The sequence below is a fragment of the Lentilactobacillus rapi DSM 19907 = JCM 15042 genome (assembly GCF_001436255.1).
Classification (GTDB): domain Bacteria; phylum Bacillota; class Bacilli; order Lactobacillales; family Lactobacillaceae; genus Lentilactobacillus; species Lentilactobacillus rapi.
Genome location: NZ_AZEI01000074.1, coordinates 1 through 2,598, shown reverse-complemented (window position 1 = coordinate 2,598; position 2,598 = coordinate 1). Strand labels below are relative to the sequence as shown.

Annotated in this window: 2 pseudogenes; one reads left to right on the top strand and one right to left on the bottom strand. The window is 38.6% G+C overall.

Going from position 1 to position 2,598, the window contains the following annotated elements:
* Nucleotides 1-1,043 (top strand): annotated as a pseudogene (locus tag FD12_RS14090) (S-layer protein); the annotation flags it as partial.
* A gap of 452 nt (nt 1,044-1,495) precedes the next feature.
* Here FD12_RS14090 and FD12_RS14005 read toward each other — a convergent pair.
* A pseudogene (locus tag FD12_RS14005) lies at nt 1,496-2,598 on the bottom strand (hypothetical protein); the annotation flags it as partial.

Here is a 2,598-nt window from a genome sequence, read left to right as displayed (position 1 = left end):
ATGCTACCAACGGTCAAAAGATCAATGGCTGGATTAAATACTCAGCATTAACGGCTACTAGTCAAACACCAGCAACTAGTAACGTTGCTGATAATGCAGTTCTTTTGAACTTCGTTGATGCAAGCGGTAAGACTATCAAGACCGTAACTTACACTAAGACTGGCGCAAAGAAAGGCGACACTCTTGGATCATTGCAAGCAAATGCAAATGGCGTTTACAGTTGGCAATTAAGCACTTCTGATCAATCTGCACTTAAGACTGCTATCGATAATGCTTTAAGTGGAACTGGATACGCATTTGATTTAGGTACTGCTGCTGTTCCAACAACAAATGCATCTGTTGTTGCTCAAGCTAAGACCGGTGCTGAGACTAATATTACCTTGACTAAAGGTAATACTGTATATCAAGGCCTCAAGCCATATTCACATGATGTTACCAGTACTTCCAATAGTTATGGTGATGAAATGACTACTGGTGAAGTAGCAAATCCTAATATCTTTAAATATACTGATCCAATCACTGTAACCACGACTGCTGATACTGGTACTGGAATGCCTGCAACCTTTACTTTGCCAACATTAGTAGACAATGATGGTAAACAAAGTACTGCTGCTGCAATCGCTGCATACAATACCTTTATTAATGCTGGTACTGCTGATGCAACTCAGAAGCAAAACCGTACTAATGCATTAAATGCTGCAATTGCTAAATTGGCTGGTGACACATATGTTGCTCCAACTAGTTTAACTGCAAATGATTTGTTCAGCGGTTCTAATGGTGCAACATGCAATAGTAGTGATGTGATGAATTATCTAAATAGTAAGTCATCACTCAAGACATTGAAGTCTACTGCTTATCCAGTGTTCTCATTGTCTGGTACTCTTACGTATAATCAATTCACATTCACTGCTGCTAGTGCAGCTAGTGGTACCTTTGGCAATGGTAAGACTCAGGTAATCTACGATTACAATTCATCTAATCCAACTCTTAATGTTGGCTTCTTGCCAAAGACATCAAACAATACTATCAACCCATTTGCTTAATAGGTAATAGTTTGGTAGCTTATATTTGATATTTTGGAATGTTAGTTACTCAAAAAAAGAGGCAAGCCTTTAAAATGGCTTGTCTCTTTTTTAGAGTGCGCCCAGTATGGGTGCTAACTATGATGGTAAACCTGGAAGGTCAATTAGTTAATGTAAACGTGACTTTGCTGGCTCTAGATAAAATGCTATGATATTCATATCAATATAACGACCCTCATCGTTATATTGATGACATCACTCTAACCTCAATTAGAGTGATGCCCCTCCAGACATATCTTATGTCGAAGACTAAAGGGATCAAATCCATGAGCAGGGTTTGTGAACTTTAGTCTTTTTATTTTGATCTACAATTTAACGGCGATATATGAAACAAAGGCAACCCAACAATATCGGATTGCCTTTGTTTCATATATCAGCATCAATCATTTAGTAGCTTCATAACTATTAAATAATTAACCCTGGTTAGTTGATGAATCAGGATTTACAGTATCATAAATCTTGTCAAGAGTTAACTTAGTTGAAGTACCAAGTTGGTCAATAGTGTAAGTCTTTGAAGGTGCACTATTTGAATTATTAGCAGTCTGCTTCAAGTAATCAAGAGTAACGTTTTTAGCAGTTGTTGAAATCTTCTTAGTGCTATCAGCATTACCTAATGCAGCTGTACCAGTAAAGAAGTTAACGGCATTTGCAGCAACTGATGTATCGGTATCATTATATGCATTTCCCATACCGTTAAACGTATATGCAGCAGCGGTAGTTGGAGTGCTTAAGCTTACTTTATAAATAGTTAAGCGAGCATTAATAGTGTTACCTTGTGCATCAGTGTATACATTAGTGTTTAAGCTACCATTTGATGTAACATCATTTGATGTCAAGAAATGATCGGTTCGACTTGATGATGCAGGATAATCAACCCATGCATAATACAAAGTATCAGCACCAGCTGCCTTCAAAGCATTAGCGTAAGTAGTTGCGTTAATTGAAGTACCCTCAGCACCACTTAATGCGGCCTGGCTTACAAATGCAGTTTGGAAATCAGCAAGTGACTTGAAGCTGTTGTTTGATCCAAGAACATATGAAGGTTGCTTTGTAACTGAATCTTGACCCGCACCAGTCCATGAACCGTTATATACACGGAAGTTAGCGCTAGCCAACAATGGATAAGCAGCTTCTGTATCAACAGTAACCTTAACATCTTGACCATAAGTTACTGCTTGGAGTGCAGCGTTATTAGCGGAAATTTGGTTGCTTGTTAATTTAGCAACGCCATATCCCTTAACGTTGGCTTTTGCAAGTAAAGTTTGATATCCAGTTGCAATTTGGTCAGTGGTGCTACCAACAACATCTGATCCAGCGGCATTCTTGATAGTTTGAAGAGCATATGTTTCAAGGCCGCCCTTAGTAAGGGTAGTTGAGCCTAATGTCTTACCAGATGGATCAACAAATGTTACACGAACTTGATCGTTAGCAATTGGAGTCTCTGTTGGTGTAGTAGCTTGAGCCGTTAATGCTGAGTATTTAATCCAGCCATTGATCTTTTGACCGTTGGTAGCAT